The 15896-nt window shown below is 73.8% G+C and carries 9 protein-coding genes; 1 reads left to right on the top strand and 8 read right to left on the bottom strand.

Annotation, left to right across the window (positions count from 1 at the left end; genetic code table 11):
• The first annotated feature begins 254 nt into the window (after nt 1–254).
• The gene (locus tag OG736_RS31545; RefSeq protein WP_442817098.1) at nt 255–3788 is read left to right on the top strand and encodes an SCO5717 family growth-regulating ATPase; all 3534 of its coding nucleotides are present in this window, start codon (nt 255–257) and stop codon (nt 3786–3788) included.
• An 85-nt stretch (nt 3789–3873) separates the two neighbouring features.
• Here OG736_RS31545 and OG736_RS31540 read toward each other — a convergent pair whose 3' ends face one another.
• The 8 genes from OG736_RS31540 to nusA all read right to left on the bottom strand — a co-directional run bounded on the left by OG736_RS31540 (nt 3874) and on the right by nusA (nt 15896).
• Nucleotides 3874–4818: a bifunctional riboflavin kinase/FAD synthetase gene (locus OG736_RS31540; RefSeq protein WP_054239650.1), complete on the bottom strand. Its 945-nt coding sequence runs from the start codon at nt 4816–4818 to the stop codon at nt 3874–3876.
• Nucleotides 4819–5039: 221 nt separating this feature from the next.
• Complete coding sequence (locus OG736_RS31535; RefSeq protein WP_442817097.1) at nt 5040–8909, bottom strand: trypsin-like peptidase domain-containing protein; 3870 nt, start codon at nt 8907–8909, stop codon at nt 5040–5042.
• Between the two features lie 382 nt (nt 8910–9291).
• Nucleotides 9292–10197: a tRNA pseudouridine(55) synthase TruB gene (gene truB / locus OG736_RS31530; RefSeq protein WP_327185376.1), complete on the bottom strand. Its 906-nt coding sequence runs from the start codon at nt 10195–10197 to the stop codon at nt 9292–9294.
• Entirely contained in the window at nt 10197–10646 is a 450-nt protein-coding gene (rbfA, locus tag OG736_RS31525; RefSeq protein ID WP_054239652.1) for a 30S ribosome-binding factor RbfA, read from the bottom strand. The genes truB and rbfA overlap by 1 nt, the downstream gene beginning before the upstream one ends.
• Nucleotides 10647–10692: 46 nt before the next feature.
• Nucleotides 10693–10986, bottom strand: a complete 294-nt coding sequence (locus OG736_RS31520; RefSeq protein WP_020128606.1) for a DUF503 domain-containing protein — start codon at nt 10984–10986, stop codon at nt 10693–10695.
• Nucleotides 10987–11170: 184 nt separating this feature from the next.
• Nucleotides 11171–14308, bottom strand: coding sequence for a translation initiation factor IF-2 (infB, locus tag OG736_RS31515; RefSeq protein WP_327185375.1), 3138 nt, complete (start codon nt 14306–14308; stop codon nt 11171–11173).
• 147 nt (nt 14309–14455) lie between these two features.
• The gene (locus OG736_RS31510) at nt 14456–14752 is read right to left on the bottom strand and encodes a YlxR family protein (protein ID WP_078615640.1); all 297 of its coding nucleotides are present in this window, start codon (nt 14750–14752) and stop codon (nt 14456–14458) included.
• A 157-nt stretch (nt 14753–14909) separates the two neighbouring features.
• Nucleotides 14910–15896, bottom strand: coding sequence for a transcription termination factor NusA (nusA, locus tag OG736_RS31505; protein ID WP_171399834.1), 987 nt, complete (start codon nt 15894–15896; stop codon nt 14910–14912).

Genomic DNA, 15896 nt, shown 5'->3' with positions numbered 1-15896 from the left:
GTTATGGCTGTTTTGTCGAGTGGCCTTGAGTGCGTTTGCGGCCTCTTCGGGGGGTGCGTGACGTGGTGGACTGGTGCTGAGGAGTGGGCGGGCCTGCCGAGGTGGGCCGTCTGATGATTAGGCTGGTACGGGGCGCGATGCCGGAAACCATGGGGTGGACGTCGGCGTCTCCCGGGGGAAAGCCGCATCGGACGACGTCAGACGGCCTCGAACCACTCAAGAACGACAGAAGCGAACGGTCGCCCCGGCACGGCATGAGGGTGCTCGACCAACCAGGAGGAATTGTGAGCAGCGATCGGGACGGGATCCGCGGGGGCTGGGCCACACCCGGCGATGACCAGCCCGACGCGGAGTCCGCCGTCGAGGCGACGGGCGAGTTCACCATCGACTACGCGCCGCCGGCTTGGTACACGCAGAACACGGGCGGCGGGCCGGGTCCGGCACCCGGCGCGGGACCCGGGGTGACACCCGGCGCGAACCCAGGGCCGGGAGCAGGCGCGGAAGTCGGCACGGGGGCGACGGGTACGCCCGCAGCGCCGGTCGCTCCGCCTGCGCCGGACGCTCCGTTCACGCCACCAGCACCCCCGGCAGCGCAGGACGCTCCGTTCACCCCAGCCGCACCCCCGGCACCGCCCACGCCGGACGCTCCGTTCACCCCAGCCGCACCCCCGGCACCGCCGATGCCTGAGGCTCCGTTCGCTCCGGCTGCACCCCCCGTGCCGGACGGGGGCTTCCCCCTGGCCGCACCGGGAGCGCCGGTCACTCCGGTGGCTCCTCCGGCGCCGCCCGCCCCGCCCGCTCCTGCGGCTCCCGCCGCGCCTCCCGGCGCGGGGTCGGTCGCCGTGCCGGGCCTTCCGGCAGGCAGCGGATTCGAGCCACAGCAACAACCGCAGCCTCACCAGCATCAAGCCGCGGCCCAGTGGGGGGCCGCGGGGGCTTCGGCGGGTGACGAGGAGAGCGGTTCCGGGAACGGGGACCTGGAGAGCGGTGCGACCATGCGCTTCTCCGCGGCCGCCCTCAAGCGGGAGATCGCGGAGCACGCCGCTGCCGTACAGGCCGAGCCCGAGACGCCCGCGGAGCAGGAGGCCGAGGCCGCCGAGTCCCCCTCGCCCGGCTCTGTGCCCTCCGAGGCCGCGCATGCGGCAGACGCATCCGCCGATGCGGGCGTATCGGACGGCAACGAGGCTGCGGCCGCTGCCACCGAGACCGGTGCCGAGACCGAGGCCCTGGCAGAAGCCCCCGCCGACGGTACGGCCGACGAAAGCGGTACCGCACCGGGCGGGGAAGGCGCCCCCGAGGCTCCCGCGAGCGACGATGCGGCGATCCAGGACGCCCAGCACGCCCAGGACGTGACGGGTCCCGCACCCGAGGGCGCCGCCGTCACCGAGGACGCGGCCCCGCAGTCGGCGCCCGTCGTCGAGGAGCCCTCGGACGCCGTCCCCACCGACCCCGCCGAGGCGCAGGACAGCGTGCCCCAGGACGCCGTTCACCCCGCTCCCCCGGCGCAGCCCGCCTGGACTCCTCCGCCGGCCCCGCAGGGCGAGCTGCCTCCGCTGCCGCCGTCGTACCAGCCCGCGGCACCCGCACCGGCGGCCCAGTGGCCGGTCCAGCCGCAGCCCGCCGATGCCGCTGCGCACGCTCCCGCGCCCGCGGCGCCTGTCCAACAGCCGCCCGCTCACCCGCCCGTCCAGCCGCAGGCAGCTCCGCCCGCGCCGGTCGGCTGGAACCCGCCGGCCCCGGAGCCGACCCCGGCCGCACCCCAGCCGGGCTACGGCTTCCCCCAGCCCCCCGCTCCCGCCCCGGCGGCTCAGCAGCCTCCCGCCCCGCAGCCGGGCTACGGCTTCCCGCACCCCGGTGGCGCTCCGGCCTCCGCCCCTGCGCCGCAACCGGCTCCTCCGGCACCCCAGCCGCCCGCCGACGCCCACGCACCCGCCGGCTACGGCTTCCCCCACCCCACCGACGCGCCACCCGCCCCCGGCGGCTACGGCTTCCCCCAACAGAACACGGGACCCGCAGCACCCACCCCCGCGCCGCAACCGGCCGCTCCGGCACCCCAGCCGCCCGCCGACGCCCACGCACCCGCCGGCTACGGCTTCCCCCAGCCCGCCGACGCACCAGCCGCCCCCGGCGGCTACGGCTTCCCTCAGCCCCCGGCGCCGCAGCCGCAACAGCCGCAGGCGCCGCAGGCGCACCCCGGCTTCCCGCAGCCCGGCATCCCTCAGCAGGCGGACGGGCAGCCCCCGGCGGCCGCCTCCCAGGGGTTCCCGCAGGGAGCCCCACAAGGCCCGCCTCAGGGCTTCCCCGGGCAGCCCCAGCCCCAGCCGCAGCCCCATCCGCAGGCACCGCATGCCCCGCACGCGCCCGCTCCCGACGCGTCGCAGGGTCCGCAGCCGCCCCAGCAGCACCAGCCGCCCGTCGACCCCCGAGCCGGGGCCGCCTGGCCGCAGCCGATCCAGCACGATCAGCGGCAGCCGGTCAACCCCGGTGCGGCGCCGCTGGGTTACACCGCCGCCGTGGAGCTGTCCTCCGACCGGCTGCTCAACAACAAGAGGCAGAAGGCGAAGAGCGGGCGGCCCGCCGCCGCTCCCTCCCGCTTCAAGCTCGGTGGCAAGAAGGAGGAGGCCGAGCGGCAGCGCAAGCTGGAGCTGATCCGCACGCCGGTGCTGTCCTGCTACCGGATCGCCGTCATCAGCCTCAAGGGCGGCGTGGGCAAGACCACGACCACCACCGCGCTCGGCTCCACCCTCGCCACCGAACGCCAGGACAAGATCCTCGCGATCGACGCCAACCCGGACGCCGGCACGCTCGGCCGCCGGGTGCGGCGCGAGACCGGGGCGACGATCCGTGACCTCGTCCAGGCGATCCCGTACCTCAACTCGTACATGGACATCCGGCGGTTCACCTCCCAGGCGCCGTCCGGCCTGGAGATCATCGCCAACGACGTCGACCCGGCCGTGTCCACGACCTTCAACGACGAGGACTACCGGCGCGCGATCGACGTGCTCGGCAACCAGTACCCGATCATCCTCACCGACTCCGGTACCGGTCTGCTCTACAGCGCCATGCGCGGGGTGCTCGACCTCGCCGACCAGCTCATCATCATCTCCACGCCGTCCGTGGACGGTGCGAGCAGCGCCAGCACGACGCTGGACTGGCTGTCCGCGCACGGATACGCCGAGCTCGTCTCGCGGTCCATCACCGTCATCTCGGGGGTGCGCGAGACCGGAAAGATGATCAAGGTCGACGACATCGTGTCGCACTTCGAGACCCGCTGCCGCGGTGTCGTCGTCGTGCCGTTCGACGAGCACCTGGCCGCGGGCGCCGAGGTCGACCTCGACATGATGCGGCCGAAGGTCCGGGAGGCGTACTTCAACCTCACGGCGATGGTCGCGGAGGACTTCATCCGCCACCAGCAGCGCCAGGGCCTGTGGACCAGCGACGGCAACCCGCCGCCGGTGGCCGCCCCGCCGATGCCGGGCCAGCAGACGCCGGGCCAGCCGGTGCCCGGGCAGCCGTATCCGCCGCAGCAGCCGGGACAGCCGTACCCGCAGGCGCCTCAGCCCGGCCCCGGGCAGCCGTACCCGCCGCAGCAGGGTCAGCCCCAGGGCCAGCCGTATCCGCAGCAGCAGCCGGGGCAGCCGTATCCGCAGCCGCAACCCCAGCCGGGGCAGGATCCGTACGCCCAGCCGCAGCCGCCACAGCAGCAGAACCCGGGGTATCCCCCGGCCGGCTACGGCTACCCGCAGGCCCCCCAGGCCCCTCAGCCCGGGCAGCCTCCGCAGCAGTGAAACGGTGAAAGGCCGAAGGGCGGCCGGTGTCCTGGGACACCGGCCGCCCTTCGGCGTTCGTCGGTCTTACCGGGGGGCGGGGCGGCTAGCGCGCCGCCACCAGCTCCTTGCAGCGCTTCACGTCCTCGGCCATCTGCTCCAACAGCCCGTCCAGCGACTCGAACTTCGCCTGGCCGCGCACGAAGGCGAGGAAGTCGACGGCGACGTGCAGGCCGTAGAGGTCGAGGCCGACCCGGTCGATGGCGTACGCCTCGACCGTGCGCTCGGTCCCGTCGAACTGCGGGTTGGTGCCGACGGAGATCGCGGCCGGCATCGCCTCGCCGTTCGCGTGCAGCCAGCCCGCGTAGACGCCGTCCGCCGGGATCGCGGTGTGGGGCAGGGTCTCGACGTTGGCGGTCGGGAAACCGAGTTCCCGTCCCCGCTGCGCCCCGCGCACCACGATCCCCTCGACCCGGTGCGGGCGGCCGAGGATCTCCCCTGCGCCCGCGACATCGCCCTCGGCGACCAGCCGTCGGGTCAGCGTCGAGGAGAACGGCTGCCCGCCGCCCGCCTCACCGCAGAGCACCAGGTCGACGACCTCGACGTCGAAGTCGTAGACCTTGCCCTGCTCGGTGAGGAACTCGACGTTGCCCGCCGCCTTGTGGCCGAAGCGGAAGTTGGGGCCCTCGACGACCGCCTTGGCGTGCAGCTTGTCGACCAGGACCTTGACCACGAAGTCCGCCGGGGACAGCTTCGAGAACTCCGTGGTGAAGGGGAGGATCAGCAGCGCGTCCACACCCAGTTCGGCCATCAGCTCGGCGCGGCGGTGGTGCGGGGCGAGCAGCGGCGGGTGGCTGCCGGGCCGGACGACCTCACTGGGGTGCGGGTCGAAGGTGACGACGACGGCGGGAACGCCCAGTTCACGGGCCCGGTCCACGGCGTGCCGGATGATCAGCTGGTGCCCGCGGTGCACCCCGTCGTAGGACCCGATGGTGACGACGCTGCGTCCCCAGTCCTCGGGGATGTCCTCCAAGCCACGCCAGCGCTGCACTGTGACCGCTCCTCGAACCCGTGTCCGTATCTACCATTGCCTCTTGCGCAGGACTAAGGGTGCCATGCCGGGTGCTCCCGGCCCGCATCGGCATGGGGGCTGTGACCCGACCCACGTGAGTCGGACCACAGGAATCGAGCCACGGGAGTCTGGGCACAGGAGTCGGACCACGGGAGTCTGGGCACAGGGGTCGGACCACCCTGGCGACGCGGCACGGCGCGTCACGCGGGCACCCGCGCCCCCGCCAGGTTCTCGATCGTCCGGCGGGCGCTGGGGCCGACCACCACCGCCCACTCCCCCGGCGCGTCCGTGAGCCAGTCCACCACCCGCGCGGCGAAGCCCGGGACATGCCGGGCCAGCTCGACCAGACCGCGGTCGAAGCGGGTCGCGCCGTCGGGGGTGCGGACCAGGAGCAGGCCGGTGCGGTGGACGAGAGCCCGCAGATCCTCGCCCTCGCGCCCTGCGGCCCCGTGCAGTACGGCGTCCAGGACCTCCGGGGCGCGTTCGTGGGTGAGGAGGTGCTCCAGCAGCTCGTCACGCAGCGGGCGGGACTCCGGGGCGCCGGGGGCGGCCAGTACACCGGCCAGCGCGGCCCGCACCTGTTCGGGCCCGCCGCCGTCCAGCAGTCCCGTGACCAGCGGCAGGAGGACGGCCCGGGAGGCGGGGCCGTGGTCGAGGCGCCGGTCGACGTACGCGGCCACCTGCCCGGCGGCCTCCGGTCGGCGCTCCACCGCCTCCCGGACGAGGGCGGCGACCCGCTGGGCCAGGGCGGGCGTGGTGACGTCGGCGAGGGCGCGCAGGACCCTGCCGGTGTCCGCGCGGTCGGGCCCGTGCAGGCGGGACCGGCAGGCGTCCAGGACCGGCTCGGGATGGGTGCCCAGGGCGGCGAGCAGCGCGCTCGGCGGCAGCTGCGGGTCCCCCGCCGTGAACCGCTCCAGTGCCTGCGGCAGGTGCCGGGAACGGGTCTCGGGGTCCCGGACGAGGAGCGCGAGCGCGCCACCGTGCAGGGCGTGGTCGGCGGGGCGGGCCAGCAGGACGAGGGCCGCGTAGCGCAGCAGCCGGTGGTCGGCCTCCGTCCGGATGTGGGGGGCGACGCGCAGTCCGTACGTCATCGCCGCGGCCCGCCGGGGCGGCCGCTCGTCGTGCGACCAGCGGTCGACGGCCCGGCACAGCGCCGACGGCTCCTCCTCCGCCAGTACGGCGAGCAGCTCGTCGGCGCGGGGGTGCGCACAGTCGACGAGGGCCTCCGTGAGGTCGTCCAGCCCCCGGTGCCGGTGGGTGTGCAGCAGCGCCTGCGCCGCCGTCGCCACCGTGGCGTGCGGGGTCGCGGGCAGCGGCCGCTCGTCGTCGAACCAGTGGGTGAGGCACGGCTGTACGGCGGTGGGGTCGGCGGCGAGGAGCCGGGCGACGGCGTCGAGGTGGCGGGGCGCGTCCGCGTCGTGCGGGGCGCCGTCGGCGAGGACCAGACGGCGCAGCAGGTCGAGCCGGGCGTCGGCGGGGAGGGCGAGCCCGGTCCAGAACGCGGGGCCGAAGTCCACGAACCGGCCGTGCGACCGGGCCCCCGCGCCGATCAGGTCCGCCAGCAGGCGCAGGACGCCCGTGTACGGCGTCGCGTCCGGGACGCCCAGCAGGGTCTCGGTGAGCAGCCGGGCGGCCCACCACGACTCCGGGTCGGCGTCCAGGGCGTGGACCAACTCCCGCAGCCGCAGCGCGAGCCGGTGCGGGCCCTGTTGGCGGGCGAGGAGCAGCAGGGCCTGGACGACGGGACCGACCCGGTGGTGCGGGACGGGCAGCGGATGTCCCCCGTCGGGCGCGCGACGGCGGTGGACCAGGGCGCGCAGGGCCTCGTCCAGGTCGAGGTGGATGCCCTGGATCCAGTCGGCGAGTTCCTCGTGGGCGAAGCGGTAGCCGCGGCCCGCGGGCACGAGGAGGCCTTCGGTGAGCACGGCGGACGCCCAGCCGACACCGCCACCGAGGCGGGCCGGCGCCTGGCCCCAGGGGAACACCGCCTCGAACGACGCCCGGTCCAGTTCGCCCTGACCTGGTCCGAGGCTGCGGCGGGCGGCCTCGTGCACCTGGCCGGAGACCTTCGCCGCGAGACGGCGTACGGCGGTCCCGCGCAGCCCGTTCTCGGCGGCGAGACGGACCGCGACCCGCAGGCACATCAGGTCGAGGTACGCGGACAGGACGTCGTCGCGGTCGACGGGCGCCGGGGACTGCGGACCGGGGAGGGCGGCACAGACCTCGGAGAGGAGGCGGAGGGTGAGGGGGTGCCGGTCGTCGGGGGCGGCGAGCGCGCCCTCGGGCAGGGCGTAGCGGACGCGGGCCTCGCGCGCCTCGTCGGCGGTGAGATCGCCGAGGCGGACGCACGGCGGGAGCGGGTCCCCGGCCGCCCTGGCCCCGTACAGCAGCTCCGGCGGGAACTCCGCGCCGGCCCGTTCCCAGTACTCCCCCCGACACGCCACCACCAGCCGCGTGCCCGTCTCCCGCAACCATTCGGCCGTGCCCTCGGTCCACTCGGCGAGCCGGTGCGCGAGGACCGGGGGCATCTCCTCGGGCCCGTCGAGAAGCAGCAGCAGGGGGCGTCCGACGGCCCGGGCGAGGCGGGCGAGCCGCTCGGGGGTGACATCACCGAGGCCGCAGGGGCTGACCTCCCCTGACCGACCGGCCGCCCCGGACGCCGCGGACAGCCCGGCCCCCGGCCCCCTCCCGGGAGCCGCTGCCGAGCCCGGGGCCGAACCCGAGTCCGGGCCCGAACCCGAGGCCGCCACGATGCGTGCCGCGCGGCTCAGTGCGCGGCGGGCCGCGTCGGCGAGGGAGTCGTCCCCGGCCCTCAGGTCGGCGCCGCGCAGCCACAGGGTGGGGGCCGGCCGCGCACCCCGGTCGCGGCGCGCAGCGAGGGCGGCGAGTTCCGTCGTACGGCCGCTGCCCGGTGCGCCGACGAGGCCGAGGACGGCCGCCGGGCTCGTTGCGAAGGCGGCGAACTCCCCTGCCGGGAAGGCGCGTTCGATCGGTTCCGCGGTGGCTGCGAGGGAGCCGGTCGCGGTGCGGCCGCAGTGGCCGGAGAGCGCTCCGGGCGGGCCGTCCGAGCCGACCGACGTGACGGTGAGCTCGAGGAGACCGGCCAGGTTGAGGTCGGCGCCGTAGGCGGGCACGGTGGCCGCGTTGCGCGCGAGCAGCTCGGCCAGCGGACCGTCGGCCGGAATCCCCGCCCCGATCCCGGCCGCCCAGGCCCCTGCCCCCGTCCCCGCAGAACCGCCGCCTTCGCCACGACCGCGACCACCGCAAGCGCCACCCGCACCCGCACCCGCACCCGCACCCGCACCCGCACCCGCACCCGCCAGAGCCTCACCCGCTCCCGCGAGCGGCGCTCTCATCGCGTCGCCGTCGCTCACGTGGTCGCTCGGCGGCAGCCCGGCGGAGTTGTCGTCGGTCGGCGGGAGATCGTCGATCGCCGGAATGGCGTCGGTCGTCCGGATCCGGGGTCGCAGCGGCACCGCGAAGCCGACGTCGCGGTGGCCGGACTGGAGCGCGGTGCCGAGGACGGCGACGACCGCGCCGGTCTCCGCGTCGAGGACCGGTCCCCCGGCCGCGCCACCGCCGAGCCGCAGCGCGTCCCGGCCCGCCGTGCCGATCGCCAGCTCCAGAGCGTCGTCGAGGAGGTGGAAGCGGTCCGTCGCCGTGTACGTCGCGGACGTCTCGGCCAGCACCCGCGCCTCGCGCCAGCAGCCGGCGGCCAGCCGGACGTACCGGCCGGTCTCGACGCCGTCCCGCACGGTCACCGGCAGCGGGACCCCGCCTAGGCCCTCGGTGCGGACGAGAGCCAGGTCGAGTCCCGGCAGGGGGGCGACCGCCTCGTCGGTCACGACGCAGCTGCGGTCGCCGGCGGCGTACACGACGAGCCGGGACAGGCCGTCGACGGCCTCGTGACTGGTGACGACCGTGCCATGGTGGTCGGCGAAGAACCCGGTGCCGCGCGGCCGGCCGGCGAGGTCGCGGATCCGGACGAGCGAACCGTCGACGCCGACGCCGGCGGCGAAGTCCGGGGCGAAGTCCTCGTCCCGGGGATCCGGGGCGTCCGGAAGAGCCATGGGATCCGGGGGGCCCGGGGGATCCGCCGGGCGGTTCCGGGTCACGCCCCGCAGGGAGTCGTGCCGCGGTGTCCGCGGGCCTCGTCCCGCCATCGTGGTACCTCCCGCCGCGCCCGCGTGCCCTGTGTCCGACGGTAGGGGCGGGATGATCAGCGGGACAGATCACGAGGCGAACGCGCCCCCCTGCACTCCCCGGATTCACTCCGAGCGCCTGCCCGGACGGGTGAATGAACGGGGGCCGCTGGATACACCCTAGGGGTGGGGGAACCGAGGGGGGACCGTGGAGCGGCGGCGCAGCACAACCCCGTGTTCGCCGCTCCACGGGCACCACACGACGCGCCTCGCGCCGCCGGACAGCAGCACGCGACGCGCCTCCCGCCGCTCAGCCGAACACGGCCAGGCTCTTCGCCTTGCCCTTCTGCTCCTCGACCAGGGCCAGGAACCGGCCCTCGGGATCGAAGACGGCCACGGCGCCCGCGCCGACGTACGCGTCGGGCATCTCCAGGCGTACTCCGTTGGTGAGCAGCTGGGCCCGCTTGGCGTCCACGTTCCAGCGGGGGAACGCGGCGGTGGCCGCCTCGGCGATCGGCATCACGCCGAACTCCTGCTGGAGCTGGTCGAGCGTCTTCGCCGCGTCCAGCTTGTAGGGGCCGACGCGGGTGCGGCGCAGGGCGGTGAGGTGGCCGCCGACGCCGAGGTCGGCGCCCAGGTCGCGGGCGAGGGCCCGGATGTAGGTGCCGGAGGAGCAGACGACGGACACGACCAGGTCCAGGACCGGGGTGCCGTCCTCGGCGACCGCGTCACGGACGTCGTACACGGAGAAGGAGGAGACGGTGACCGGGCGGGCCGGGATCTCGAAGTCCTCGCCGTCGCGGGCCCGCTTGTAGGAGCGGACGCCGTTGATCTTGATGGCGCTGACCTTGGACGGCACCTGCATGATGTCGCCGCTCAGCTTGGCGACGCCCGCGTCGATCGCGTCCCGGGTGACCTTCGAGGCATCCGTGGACCCCGTGATCTCGCCCTCCGCGTCGTCGGTCAGGGTCGTCTGGCCCAGCCGGACCGTGCCCAGGTACTCCTTCTCGGTGAGCGCCAGGTGCCCGAGGAGTTTCGTCGCCCTCTCGATGCCGAGGACGAGGACGCCCGTCGCCATCGGGTCGAGCGTGCCGGCGTGGCCGACGCGGCGGGTCCTGGCGATCCCGCGCATCTTCGCCACGACGTCGTGCGAAGTGAAGCCCGACGGCTTGTCGACGATGACAAGGCCGTCGGGCGGGGTCTGCTTGCGGTTCATCAGGCGGAGTCGTCCGTCTCGTCCTCGTCACCGGGCTTCTTGTACGGGTCGGCATCGCCGGCGTACCCGGCACCCGCGGACACCTCGCGGACCTTCTCGTCGGCGGCACGCGCCTTGTCGAGGAGGTCGTCGATGGTGCGGGCGTTGTCCGGCAGGGCGTCGGCGACGAAGGCCAGCGTCGGCGTGAACTTCACGCCCGCCGCGCGGCCCACCTCGGAGCGCAGGACGCCCTTGGCGCTCTCCAGCCCGGCGGCCGCGGCCGCCCGCTCCTCGTCGTCCCCGTACACCGTGTAGAAGACCGTCGCCTCCCTGAGGTCACCCGTCACCCGGGTGTCCGTGATGGTGACGTGGGAGCCGAGCCGCGGGTCCTTGATCCCGCGCTGCAGCTTCTGGGCCACCACCTGCTGGATGAGGTCCGCCAGCCTCTTGGCACGCGCGTTGTCGGCCACTGGTCCGTCTCCCGTTCTTTCTTCTTCTCTTGCGTTCTGTGGTCGGTCAGTCGTCTTCGCCGTGGAAGCGGCGTCTGACCGACAGCAGCTCCACTTCGGGGCGGGCGGCGACCAGCCGTTCGCACCGGTCCAGTACATCGGTCAGATGCTCCGCGTCACCGGAGACCACGGCGAGACCGATTCTGGTCCTGCGGTGGAGGTCCTGGTCGTCCACCTCGGCCGCGCTCACCGCGTACTTGCGCTGGAGCTCGGCGACGATCGGACGGACGACGGAGCGCTTCTCCTTCAGCGACCGTACGTCGCCGAGGAGGAGGTCGAAGGACAGAGTCCCCACGTACATGTGTAACCGGTTCACCCGCCGGTACGGGATCGATGGCCCTGCCGTCCATGGGACAGGGACATCACGAACGGTACAACGATCCGGGCGGTGGCTCGACGGGGTTTTACCTCGCTCATGCGTCCGCCGGACGCCGTACCGGCCGGCGGGGAGCGATCCCCCGCCGGCCGGTACGGACCTTGGGCGCTTACGCCCTCGGCTTCTCGCGCATCTCGTACGTCGCGATGACGTCGTCGATCTTGATGTCGTTGAAGTTTCCGAGGTTGATACCGCCCTCGAAGCCTTCGCGGATCTCGGTGACGTCGTCCTTGAAGCGACGCAGCCCGGAGATGGTGAGGCTCTCCGCGATGACCTTGCCGTCGCGGATGAGGCGCGCCTTGGTGTTGCGCTTGACCTCGCCCGAGCGGACCAGGACACCGGCGATGTTGCCCAGCTTGGACGACTTGAAGACCTCGCGGATCTCCGCCGTGCCGAGCTCGACCTCCTCGTACTCCGGCTTCAGCATGCCCTTCAGGGCCGCCTCGATCTCCTCGATGGCCTGGTAGATCACCGAGTAGTACCGGACGTCGACGCCCTCGCGCTCCGCCATCTGCGCGGCACGACCGGCCGCACGGACGTTGAAGCCGATGACGATGGCGTCGGAGCCGGTCGCCAGGTCGATGTCCGACTCGGTGACCGCACCCACACCGCGGTGCAGGACGCGGATGTCGACCTCTTCGCCGACGTCGAGCTGGAGCAGCGAGGACTCGAGAGCCTCCACCGAACCGGACGCGTCGCCCTTGATGATGAGGTTGAGTTCCTGCACCAGACCGGCCTTGAGCGCCTCGTCCAGGTTCTCCAGGGAGAACCGGACTCCACGCCTGGCGAAGTTGGCGTTGCGCTCACGCGCCGCGCGCTTCTCGGCGATCTGACGGGCCGTGCGGTCCTCGTCGACGACGAGGAAGTTGTCGCCGGCGCCCGGGACGTTGGTGAGACCGAGGACGAGGACCGGAGTCGAGGGACCCGCCTCTTCCACGTTCTCGCCCTTGTCGTCGAGCATCGCGCGGACACGGCCGTACGCGTCGCCGACCACCATGGTGTCGCCGACCCGCAGGGTGCCTCGCTGAACCAGGACGGTCGCGACGGCGCCGCGGCCACGGTCGAGGTGGGACTCGATCGCGATGCCCTGCGCGTCCTGCTCCGGGTTGGCCCGCAGGTCGAGCGAGGCGTCCGCGGTCAGGACCACGGCCTCCAGCAGGCTCTCGATGTTGAGGCCCTGCTTGGCGGAGATGTCGACGAACATCGTGTCGCCGCCGTACTCCTCGGCCACCAGACCGAACTCGGTGAGCTGACCGCGCACCTTGGTCGGGTCCGCGCCCTCGACGTCGATCTTGTTGACCGCGACCACGATCGGCACGTCGGCCGCCTTGGCGTGGTTCAGCGCCTCGATCGTCTGGGGCATCACACCGTCGTTGGCCGCCACCACGAGGATCGCGATGTCGGTCGACTTGGCACCACGGGCACGCATGGCGGTGAACGCCTCGTGACCCGGGGTGTCGATGAAGGTGATCCTGCGCTCTTCACCGTTGACCTCGGTGGCGACCTGGTACGCACCGATGTGCTGCGTGATGCCGCCGGCCTCGCCCGCGATGACGTTCGTCTTGCGGATGGTGTCGAGCAGTCGGGTCTTACCGTGGTCGACGTGACCCATGACGGTCACGACCGGCGGACGCGCGACGAGGAACTCCTCGCCACCCTCGTCCTCGCCGAACTCGATGTCGAAGGACTCGAGCAGCTCGCGGTCCTCCTCCTCGGGGCTGACGATCTCGAGGACGAAGTTCATCTCGTCCGCGAGGAGCTTCAGCGTCTCGTCGGAGACGGACTGCGTGGCAGTGACCATCTCGCCGAGGTTCATCATCACGCCGACGAGCGACGCGGGGTTGGCGCCGATCTTCTCGGCGAAGTCGGTGAGCGACGCACCGCGCGACAGGCGGACGGACTGTCCGTTGCCGCGAGGCAGCATCACGCCGCCGACCGACGGGGCCTGCATGGCCTCGTACTCCTGGCGCCTCTGACGCTTCGACTTGCGACCGCGACGCGCGGGACCACCGGGACGACCGAAGGCGCCCTGCGTGCCACCACGGCCACCGGGACCGCCGGGACGACCGCCGAATCCGGGACGGCCACCGCCGCCACCGAAGCCGCCGCCACCGCCGGGGCCACCGCCACCGGGACGACCGGCGAAACCGCCGCCACCGGGACGGGCACCGCCACCGGGACCGGCCGGACGACCTGCGAAGCCGCCGCCGCCGCCGGGACGACCGCCGCCGCCGGGACGACCCGCACCGCCGCCGCCACCCGGACCGCGGCCACCGGGGCCACCGCCGGGACGCGGGCCGGCAGCGGGACGCTGCGGCATCATGCCGGGGTTGGGACGGGGACCGCCGCCGGGACGCGGACCGCCGGGGCCTGCGCCCTGCGGGCGGGGCATGCCGCCCGGAGACGGACGGGAGCCGCCCGGAGACTGCGGACGAGGACCGCCGCCCTGGCCACCGGGGCCCTGCGGACGGGGACCGGCGCCGGGAGCGCCACCGGGGCCGCCGGGACGCGGGGCGCCCTGCGGACGGGGCGCCTGCGGGCGCGCCATGCCGGCGTTGCCGCCGGAGGTGAAGGGGTTGTTGCCCGGACGCGGACCCGACGGACGGGCACCGCCCGGACGCGGGGCACCGGCGCCACCGGGGCGCGGCCCCTGAGCGGCGGCCGGACGCTGGCCGCGGTCACCACGATCGCCGCGGTCGCCACGGTCACCGCGGTCGCCACGGTCCTGACCGGGCGCGGGGCGGCCGGCGGGGCGCGGCGCGCCGGGGCGCGGGCCCTGCGAGGCCGGCCGCGGGCCGGACGACTGGGCCGGAGCGGCGGGGGCGGCCGGAGCAGCCGGCGGAGCGGTGAACTCCGGGGCGGCCGGGGCCGGACGCGGCGCGGGCTTGGGGCCCGGACGCGGACCGGAGGCCGCCGGCGCGGGGGCCGACGAGGCGGCCGGGGCGGCGGGAGCCGCCGGAGCCGCGGGCGTCTGCGCCGCGGGAGGCTTGGGGGCGGCCGGCCGAGGTGCGGCCGGGCCCGGACGGGCCGCCTGCGCCGGGGAGGGCGCGCCGGGCCTGGGGGCTGCCTTGCGCGGGGCGGGCTTGCCGCCGCCCTGGAAGGCATCTGTCAACTTGCGGACAACGGGCGCTTCGATGGTCGAAGACGCCGAACGGACGAATTCACCGAGTTCCTGGAGCTTGGCCATGACGGCCTTGCTCTCAACCCCGAACTCCTTGGCGAGTTCGTATACCCGGACCTTAGCCACTTCGCTCCTTTTAGGTCCGGGTGTGTCCGGACCGTCGCTACTTCATGGGCGTACTCATCGCGTGCTCATCGAGTGCTCATCGCAATCTCGACCTACTTCCAACTCGCGGGGTACCAGAGCCGCACGGAGGTTCCGTGCGACGCCTTCTTACGGTGTTGCCTGTTCGGCAACGGTCGTCTGCTCGACGTACTGGCGCAACGCCTTTGTGTCGAGCGCTCCCGGGGCTCGCAACGCCCTCGTGAACGCCCGGCGGCGTACCGCCTGGTCGAGACAGACCGGGGCGGGATGCAGATACGCACCCCGGCCGGGCAGCGTACCGCGTGGATCGGGGACGCATGCGTCCTTGATCGCCACGATGCGCAGCAGCTCCGTCTTGGCCGCCCGCTCCCGGCACCCCACACAGGTGCGTTCAGGGCATGCTCCGGTGTGCGTCCGGCCAGACACTCTTAAGTCTACCTCCCCGCGGCGACCTCACCCCTTTGGGTCAGGATTCGAACAGTTGCCGCGTTACATCTGTCGTGATCTGAGCCCCGGCAGGCCGAGATCTATTCCTCCGCGCTCGGCGCCGCCGGGTGACCTGGCAGGTGACGTACCCGCCGGGCTACTCGGTGGGCTGTTCGATGTCCGGACGGATGTCGATGCGCCAGCCGGTCAGCCGGGCGGCGAGCCGGGCGTTCTGCCCTTCCTTGCCGATCGCCAGCGACAGCTGGTAGTCCGGCACCGTCACGCGCGCGGAGCGGGCCGCGAGGTCGACGACCTCGACCTTGGAGACCCGGGCCGGGGACAGCGCGTTCGCCACCATCTCGGCCGGGTCGTCCGACCAGTCGACGATGTCGATCTTCTCGCCGTTCAGCTCGCCCATCACGTTGCGCACCCGGCCGCCCATGGGGCCGATGCAGGCGCCCTTGGCGTTCAGACCCGAACGGGTGGACCTGACGGCGATCTTCGTGCGATGACCGGCCTCACGTGCGATGGCGGCGATCTCGACCGAACCGTCGGCGATCTCCGGCACCTCCAGGGCGAAGAGCTTCTTCACCAGATTGGGGTGGGTGCGGGAGAGCGTCACGGACGGGCCGCGCATGCCCTTCGCCACCCGGACGACGTACGACCGCAGGCGCATGCCGTGCGGATACGTCTCGCCGGGGACCTGCTCCTGCACCGGCAGGATGGCCTCCAGCTTGCCGATGTCCACGAGCACGTTCTTCGGGTCGCGCCCCTGCTGGACCACACCGGTGACGATGTCGCCCTCACGGCCGGCGTACTCGCCGAGCGTCGCGTCGTCCTCGGCGTCGCGCAGACGCTGGAGGATCACCTGCTTGGCCGTCGTGGCGGCGATCCGGCCGAAGTCGGACGGGGTGTCGTCGAACGGGCGGGGCTCCTGCCCCTCCTCGAGGTCCTCGGGGTCCTCCTTCGCCCACACGGTCACATGTCCGGTCTCCCGGTTGAGCTCCACGCGCGCGTGACGGCGGCTTCCCTCGGTGCGGTGGTAGGCGATGAGGAGGGCCGACTCGATCGCCTCGACCAGCAGGTCGAAGGAGATCTCCTTCTCCCGCACCAAGCCCCGCAGGGCACTCATGTCGATGTCCAC

This window comes from Streptomyces sp. NBC_01334 (assembly GCF_035983595.1).
GTDB lineage: Bacteria > Actinomycetota > Actinomycetes > Streptomycetales > Streptomycetaceae > Streptomyces > Streptomyces coriariae.
This window is presented reverse-complemented; position numbering and strand designations above follow the sequence as displayed.

Excerpts from the sequence above, each read along its gene's own strand:
- OG736_RS31545 (WP_442817098.1), top strand. The coding sequence starts at position 255 with ATGAGGGTGCTCGACCAACCAGGAGGAATTGTGAGCAGCGATCGGGAC.
- OG736_RS31535 (WP_442817097.1), bottom strand. The coding sequence starts at position 8,909 with ATGGCTCTTCCGGACGCCCCGGATCCCCGGGACGAGGACTTCGCCCCG.
- truB (WP_327185376.1), bottom strand. The coding sequence starts at position 10,197 with ATGAACCGCAAGCAGACCCCGCCCGACGGCCTTGTCATCGTCGACAAG.
- OG736_RS31520 (WP_020128606.1), bottom strand. The coding sequence starts at position 10,986 with ATGTACGTGGGGACTCTGTCCTTCGACCTCCTCCTCGGCGACGTACGG.